The sequence below is a fragment of the Hansschlegelia beijingensis genome (assembly GCF_045505405.1).
Taxonomy (GTDB): domain Bacteria; phylum Pseudomonadota; class Alphaproteobacteria; order Rhizobiales; family Methylopilaceae; genus Methylopila; species Methylopila beijingensis_A.
In genome coordinates this window covers 1-6,801 of record NZ_JBJKEX010000153.1, presented here as the reverse complement: position 1 = coordinate 6,801, position 6,801 = coordinate 1, and the positions used below count along the sequence as shown (strand labels likewise).

Below are 6,801 nucleotides of genomic sequence, written 5' to 3'. Positions count from 1 at the left end.
CCGCCCCCCGCGCCTTCGGCTTTCGCGCCGGGCAGAAGCACGCAAACCTTGTCGGCGTCGTGCAGGGGGGCATGCTGATGACGGATCTCGGCGCCGTCGCTTGCGCCGCTCGCCCCCGAACTCGCCCAGAGCTGCCTGCGGCTCGCCGCGACGCTTCAGGCGGTGGGGTCGCAGTCCCAGGCCAAGGAACTTCTGCTGCGCGCCGAAACAGTGCTCCGCGGGCCCCAGCAGAAGCCCTCGCGGCCGAAGCTGGTCGCGATCGACGGGGACCTTCAGGAGGGCGACGACCGGACCCCGCCGCGCCGGCCGGCCCTGTCGATCGTCACCAGTCTGACAGCTTGATCTCGTCCGACCATTCCACCCCGACGATCTCCTTGGTGATCGCCTGGCCGCAGATCACCGTCTTCTTCTCCGGATCGTAGGTGAGGGTCGGATCGCCCTGCAGCGTCCAGCCCTTGTTGATCGCGTCCGAGACGCGCCGGCAGAACGCGGCGTCGTCCGGACCGGTGAGCAGCCGGTAGAGCTTCATCGCGCCCTCACGCGGCCTGCTTGAGCAGGCCGCGATTGGCGAGGCATTCGGCGATCTGAACCGCGTTGAGCGCCGCGCCCTTGCGCAGATTGTCGGAGACGATCCACATCGCCAGCCCGTTGTCGACCGTCGGATCCTCGCGGATGCGGCTGACGAAGGTCGCGAAATCGCCGACGCACTCGACCGGGGTCACGTAGCCGCCGGGCTCGCGCTTGTCGACGACGAGCAGGCCCGGCGCCTCGCGCAGGATGTCCCGCGCCTCGTCGGCCGACAGCGGGTTCTCGAACTCGATGTTCACGGCCTCGGAATGGCCGACGAACACCGGCACGCGCACGGCCGTCGCGGTCAGCTTGATCTTCGGGTCGAGGATCTTCTTGGTCTCCGCGACCATCTTCCATTCCTCCTTCGTGTAGCCGTCCTCCATGAAGACGTCGATGTGAGGAATGACGTTGAACGCGATCTGCTTCGGGAACTTGCCGCCTTCATGCTCGGGCGCCTGGTTCACGTAGATGCCCTTGGTCTGGTTCCAGAGCTCGTCCATCGCGTCCTTGCCCGCGCCGGAGACCGACTGGTAGGTCGAGACGACGACGCGCTTGATCTTGGCCGCGTCGTGCAGCGGCTTGAGCGCCACCACGAGCTGGGCGGTCGAGCAGTTCGGATTGGCGATGATGCCCTTCTTGGTGTAGCCGGCGACCGCGTCGGCGTTGACCTCGGGCACCACCAGGGGCACGTCCGGGTCCATGCGCCACACCGAGGAATTGTCGATCACGATCGCGCCCTGGGCGGCGATCTTCGGCGACCATTCCTTCGAGATCGCGCCGCCGGCCGACATCAGGCAGATGTCGGTCTTCGAGAAATCGAACATCTCGAGCGTCTGGCACTTCAGCGTGCGGTCGCCGAAGGACACTTCCGTGCCCTGGCTGCGGCGCGAGGCGAGCGCGACGATCTCGTCGACCGGGAACTCCCGCTCGTCGAGGATGCTCAGCATTTCGCGGCCCACATTGCCCGTGGCGCCCACGACGGCGATCCGATAACCCATTTTCCGCTCCATGGGCCGCGCGCCGGCGGCCCTTCAGTTCCGCGGCGTCAAGCCGCGGGGTTCCAATGCCGCGAAACGCGGGAGAATTCAACGGCGGCCGGCGATGCGCCGCAACCAAATCGCCTCGACCGCGTTCAGGGATTGTGGCACTCAGGCGCCGGAGCCAGACATGTCCTTTCCCCTGACGCGTTCATTCATCTTCGCCGCGGCGATCGCGGCGGTTCCGCTGATCGCGTCCTTCGCGTCGGCCGAGCCCTGGGAGCCCGCCCGCAACGGCGGCGTGTCCGTGACGATCACCCGGCAGCCGAGCTACCTGAACACCCGGACCACGCCGGACAGCCCGCCTTCCGCGGCCAAATATGACACGTCCGCGCTCTATCAGCCGACCTATCAGGCCCGGAACAGCATCAGCTTCAGCCGCTCGCCGCTGCCCTCCAGCCTCGACCTCCCCGGCTACTGAGCCGGCTCCGCCTTCTCCCTATCTCGTAACGGCGTCGGCCAGCGTCAACCGCTCGGTCCTTCCGATGCTGCGCGCCTCTTCTCCCTCCTCGCGGCGCAGCCGCGGGGAGCGAGGCCCTTCGCGCAGCGAAGGGTCGGGTAGGGCCTTCGGGTGTAGAGCGCGCCCTTGAATCCCGGCGCTGAGCTCGCGTTCGGAACCGACCCTGCGCAGACGACCCTCGGCCGCCGGCTTTCCCCTCCCGTCATGCCCGCCTTCGCGGGCATCCACGACTTCCTTCCAGCCGCGCCGCGTTACGACCCAGTCGTGGATACCCGGCCTGCGGCCGGGCATGACGGTCGGGCGCATTACGGTGGGCGTGCGCCATCCGCCGGGTCGCACGGCGCGTCACGTCAAACCGGTTCAAACAGCGACAGCGGAAGGCGCGGAGCGCCGGGCCACCGTGGTTTTACGCGTATTTTGGCCGGTCGCCCGGCGCTCCACGCGCGGCGGCTTGTCATCAGCTGGCGGAAGCCGCGCTCCGGTCGCGGGCGGCCCGTTCTCCCTTGCGGGGTCGGTCCCTTTGCGGATTCTTGGCCTCGCCGCCTCCGAAGAAGCGGCTCGTTCCAAAACCCATCCCGCGCCTTAAGGCGCTCGACGGCGCGGCCCCGTCCTAGTGCGGGGCGGGCGGCCTGTAATCCCGTTGGGAAGCAAGCTTCCCGCTAGGCCCGCAGCCGACGTCCCGGGACCGCGAGCTCCGGTGCTCGCAGGCGCAGGCGCCGCTCCTCCCCCGCATGGCCGGCCGGTCCGGACACGCCTCCCTGTCGGGGTAGGACGAGGGGAGGAGAGCATGGGGGAGGCCGGATGTCAAGGAATAAAAGCCTAGAGGGCATCTTCTCCCTCCTCGCGGCGAAGCCGTGGGGAGGGTGGCCCTTCGCGCAGCGAAGGGTCGGGTGGGGCTCTTGGGCGTAGCGCTTTGTCCTCAGAGCACCCCACCCGGCCGGCTGCGCCGTCCACCCTCCCCTCTGCGAGGGAGGGAGGGCGCCCCTTCCTGACGCGACGAGCGCTCCCGGGCGCGGGGCCCCGCGAAAAGAAAAAGCCCGGCGGGCGCCGCCGGGCCTTCTCGTGCGGTGGAGCTGCGGTCGCGCCTCAGGCGGAGAGCAGGGTCTCGAACTTCTTGAGCACGGCGCCGCCCATCTCGGAGGTGCCGACCTTGGTCATGCCCTCGGTCCAGATGTCGCCGGTGCGCAGGCCGTCGGCCAGGACATCGGAGATCGCCCGGTCGAGCACGTTGGCGAGCTCCGGCTTGCCGAGCGAATATTTGAGCGCCATCGCGAGGCTCGCGATCATCGCGATCGGGTTCGCGAGGCCCTTGCCGGCGATGTCGGGGGCGGAGCCGTGCACCGGCTCGTAGAGCGCCTTGCGCTTGCCGGTCGCCGGGTCCTCGGCGCCGAGCGAGGCGGAGGGCAGCATGCCGAGCGAGCCGGTCAGCATCGAGGCGACGTCGGACAGGATGTCGCCGAACAGATTGTCGGTGACGATGACGTCGAACTGCTTCGGCGCGCGCACCAGCTGCATGCCGAGCGCGTCGGCCAGCATGTGGTCGAGCTTGACGTCCTCGTAGCCGGCCTTGTGGGTCGCGGTGACGACCTGGTTCCACAGCAGGCCGGACTTCATGACGTTGCGCTTCTCGGCGGAGGTCACGCGGTTCGAGCGCACGCGGGCGAGCTCGAACGCCACCTTGGCGATGCGCTCGATCTCGTAGGTCTCGTAGACCTGGGTGTCGACGGCGCGCTTCTGGCCGTTCGGGAGATCGGTGATCTCCTTCGGCTCGCCGAAATAGACGCCGCCGGTGAGCTCGCGGACGATGACGATGTCGAGGCCGTCGACCAGCTCGCGCTTCAGCGCGGAGGCGTCGGCGAGCGCCGGATAGCAGATCGCCGGGCGCAGATTGGCGAACAGCTCGAGCTCCTTGCGCAGCCGCAGCAGGCCGGCTTCCGGCCGCACGTCGTAGGGCACGCCGTCCCACTGCGGGCCGCCGACGGCGCCGAACAGGATGGCGTCCGCGGCCTTGGCCTTCTGCATGGCGGCGTCCGTGATCGCCACGCCATGCGCGTCATAGGCGGCGCCGCCCACGAGATCTTCCTCGATCTCGAAGGAGAGGATCCCCTTCTGCTCGATGAAGGCGAGGATGCGACGAACCTCGGCGAGCACTTCGACGCCGATGCCGTCGCCGGGCAGAAGAAGAAGTTTATGGGCCGCCATTAGGATCCTCGTCATCTGTGTATGCCAGAGAGCCGCCCGGGTTTTGAACCCGGCGCCGCCCGGTGGCAAGCGTCTTGGGCGAGAACGGGAGGGAACCGGAGTGTCGCAGCTCGCAGCCAATCACGAAGCCTTCGTGCACGTCCGGATGATCGTGGGCGTGGTGGTCGGACTGGGCGTCGGGCGCCTGCTGACGGGCCTCGCGCGCTTCGTGCAGCATCCCTCGCGCGAGACGATCTACCCCGTGCATCTCGGCTGGGCGCTGTTCGTGCTGCTCGGCATCGCGCATTTCTGGTGGTTCGAGTACCGGCTGTCGGCCGCGCCGGTGTGGTCCTTCCAGCTCTACCTGTTCCTGATCTTCTACGCCTGCCTGCTGTTCCTGGCGACCACGCTGCTGTTCCCGGACAAGATGGACGAGTACGCCGGCTACCGGGACTACTTCATGTCCCGGCGGCGGTGGTTCTTCGGGCTGCTGGCGCTGATCTTCATCGTCGACTTCGCCGACACCAGCCTCAAGGGCGGCGCCTATCTGGACACGCTCGGGCCGGTCTACCCGTACAGGAACGCGGGCTTCATCCTGGCCTTCGCGCTGGGCGCCTTCTCCAGCGACCGGCGCCTGCAGGCGGCGCTGGTCTCCGTCGCGCTCGCGGCGCAGCTGTCCTGGATCTTCTGGCTCTACGACGTGCTCTGAGGCGTCACTGGAAGCGGCCGCCGCGCTCCAGCACCTCGATCTTGTAGCCGTCCGGATCGGAGACGAAGAAGAACCGCGCGAACGGCTTGCCGTCGCGCTCCATCGTCTTGAGCGGGTTCGGCTTCAGGCCGGCGGCCTCGAACCGGGCGTGCTCGGCCGCGAGGTCGTCGACCGAGACCGCGAGGTGGCCGTAGCCGTCGCCGAGCTCGTAGGGCGCGTCGCGGCCGGCGTTGACGGTGAGCTCCAGCTCGAAGCCCGTCTCGGCATTGGCCATGTAGATCAGCGTGAAGCCGTCGAACGGGTAGCGGTCCGCCACCTCGAGCCCGAACGCGGTCCGGTAGAACGCGACCGAGCGTTCCTCGTCGCGCACCCGGATCATCGTGTGGATCATCTTCGCCATGGCGGCCTCCTGCGGTGTGTCGCGCCGGAAGATGCAGCCTCCCAGGCGGGACGCAAGCGGCCGACATGAAAAAGGCCCCGGCGTCTCCGCCGGGGCCTTGGTCTCATCCTCCGGCCGGGGCCGGAAGGCTTCGCTTACTCGCGGTTGCTGCCGAACAGCGACAGCAGCATCGTGAACAGGTTGATGAAGTCGAGGTAGAGCGACAGGGCGCCGAGGATGGCCTTGCGGCCCATCGTGTCGCTGTCGTCGAGCTCGTAATACATCTCCTTGATGCGCTGCGTGTCGTAGGCGGTCAGACCCGAGAAGATCAGCACGCCGAGCACCGACACGACGAACTGCACCATGCTCGAGCCGAGGAAGATGTTCACCAGGCTGGCGATGATGATGCCGAACAGGCCCATCACCAGGAACGAGCCCATGCCGGTCAGGTCGCGCTTGGTCGTGTAGCCCCACAGGCTGAGCGCGCCGAACGCCGCCGCCGTGATGAAGAACACCCGGCCGATCGACGCCCCGGTGTAGACCAGGAAGATCGACGACAGCGACAGGCCCATCAGGCCGGCGAATACGTAGAACGCGATCTGGCCGCCCGCCGCGCTCATCTTGTGAATGCGCGCGGAGAGGAAGAACACCATGCCGAGCGGAGCGAGCAGCACCACCCACTTCAGCGGGCTCGCGAACAGCGCGTAGCCGAACTGGGTCAGGTGCATGCCGCGCGCGGTGGCGACCGCGGAGGCGGGATCGCTCGTCACAGCCATCATGAAGGCGCCGATCGCGGCGAAGCCCGTGATGGCGAGGCCGAGCGACATGTAGTTGTAGACGCTCAGCATGTAGGACCGGAGGCCCGGGTCGATCGCAGCGCTCGGCGCAGCGACCCCGCCGAAGCCGGCTCGGCCGTAAGCGTTGCGGTTAAAGTCGGACATCGTCTGCAATCCTCGCGAATTGTCCCGTCGCGGCCGCCGCGGCGCGGCGGTCCCTTTGGGCATGAAGGATATGGGGATCGCGGCCGCTCGCACAAGTTCGCGAGGCCTGTCGGGCGCTGACATCTTCGTCAGAGCAACCGCCTCGTCAGGAAGTATTAAGCACGATCGCGCCGCAGCTTACGCGGCGGCGATCCGATCCTGAGCATGGTCTGCGGCCCGAGCCGGCCGATCAGACGGCGCAGCGCCGCCGGCGCGAGCGCCACGCAGCCTTCGGTCGGGGTGAAGCCCGGCCGGGCGGCGTGCATGAAGATCGCGCTGCCGCGGCCCGGACGCGGCGGCCGGTCGTTCCAGCCGAGCTCGACCACCAGGTCGTAGAGGCCGTCCTCGCGCCACATCCGCTCGTGCGAAGCCGCGAAGGATGGTGCTCGACAAGCCGATCGGCGTCACCTCGACGCACGCCGTCTCGAAGGCGCGCTGGCTGTACCAGGCCAAGAAGGCGGGGCACGCCGGAACGCTCGATCCGC

At 68.3% G+C, this 6,801-nt stretch carries 8 protein-coding genes and 2 pseudogenes; 4 read left to right on the top strand and 6 right to left on the bottom strand.

The genetic code is table 11. From position 1 onward, the window contains the following. The first annotated feature begins 162 nt into the window (after nucleotides 1-162). Nucleotides 163-342 carry a hypothetical protein gene (locus ACIKT0_RS10760; RefSeq protein WP_407105345.1) on the top strand — a complete coding sequence of 60 codons (180 nt, stop codon included), beginning with the start codon at nucleotides 163-165 and terminating at the stop codon, nucleotides 340-342. On the opposite strand, the gene ACIKT0_RS10755 is transcribed toward ACIKT0_RS10760, so the two are convergent. Then, a complete protein-coding gene (locus ACIKT0_RS10755) occupies nucleotides 323-529 on the bottom strand; it encodes a DUF1737 domain-containing protein (protein ID WP_183394859.1) in 207 nt (68 codons plus the stop codon). The two genes, ACIKT0_RS10760 and ACIKT0_RS10755, sit on opposite strands and share 20 nt — an antisense overlap. Nucleotides 530-536: 7 nt before the next feature. Then, on the bottom strand, nucleotides 537-1,568 hold the full coding sequence (locus tag ACIKT0_RS10750) for an aspartate-semialdehyde dehydrogenase (RefSeq protein ID WP_407105344.1): 1,032 nt from the start codon (nucleotides 1,566-1,568) through the stop codon (nucleotides 537-539). Nucleotides 1,569-1,737: 169 nt separating this feature from the next. Between ACIKT0_RS10750 and ACIKT0_RS10745 the strand changes: the two genes are divergently transcribed. After that, nucleotides 1,738-2,028 (top strand): hypothetical protein, encoded by a 291-nt coding sequence (locus ACIKT0_RS10745; protein ID WP_407105343.1) that lies wholly within the window; start codon nucleotides 1,738-1,740, stop codon nucleotides 2,026-2,028. Nucleotides 2,029-3,153: 1,125 nt separating this feature from the next. On the opposite strand, the gene leuB is transcribed toward ACIKT0_RS10745, so the two are convergent. Beyond that, complete coding sequence (leuB, locus tag ACIKT0_RS10740; protein WP_407105342.1) at nucleotides 3,154-4,269, bottom strand: 3-isopropylmalate dehydrogenase; 1,116 nt, start codon at nucleotides 4,267-4,269, stop codon at nucleotides 3,154-3,156. A 100-nt stretch (nucleotides 4,270-4,369) separates the two neighbouring features. On the opposite strand from leuB, the gene ACIKT0_RS10735 reads away from it, so the two are divergent. Then, nucleotides 4,370-4,957 (top strand): hypothetical protein, encoded by a 588-nt coding sequence (locus ACIKT0_RS10735; RefSeq protein ID WP_407105341.1) that lies wholly within the window; start codon nucleotides 4,370-4,372, stop codon nucleotides 4,955-4,957. A gap of 4 nt (nucleotides 4,958-4,961) precedes the next feature. On the opposite strand, the gene ACIKT0_RS10730 is transcribed toward ACIKT0_RS10735, so the two are convergent. The 3 genes and pseudogenes from ACIKT0_RS10730 to ACIKT0_RS10720 all read right to left on the bottom strand — a co-directional run. After that, a complete protein-coding gene (locus tag ACIKT0_RS10730; protein WP_407105340.1) occupies nucleotides 4,962-5,357 on the bottom strand; it encodes a VOC family protein in 396 nt (131 codons plus the stop codon). 134 nt (nucleotides 5,358-5,491) lie between these two features. Then, complete coding sequence (locus ACIKT0_RS10725) at nucleotides 5,492-6,277, bottom strand: Bax inhibitor-1/YccA family protein (RefSeq protein WP_407105339.1); 786 nt, start codon at nucleotides 6,275-6,277, stop codon at nucleotides 5,492-5,494. 155 nt (nucleotides 6,278-6,432) lie between these two features. Beyond that, a pseudogene (locus tag ACIKT0_RS10720) lies at nucleotides 6,433-6,693 on the bottom strand (L,D-transpeptidase family protein); the annotation flags it as partial. A 2-nt stretch (nucleotides 6,694-6,695) separates the two neighbouring features. On the opposite strand from ACIKT0_RS10720, the pseudogene ACIKT0_RS10715 reads away from it, so the two are divergent. Then, a pseudogene (locus ACIKT0_RS10715) lies at nucleotides 6,696-6,801 on the top strand (tRNA pseudouridine(55) synthase TruB); the annotation flags it as partial.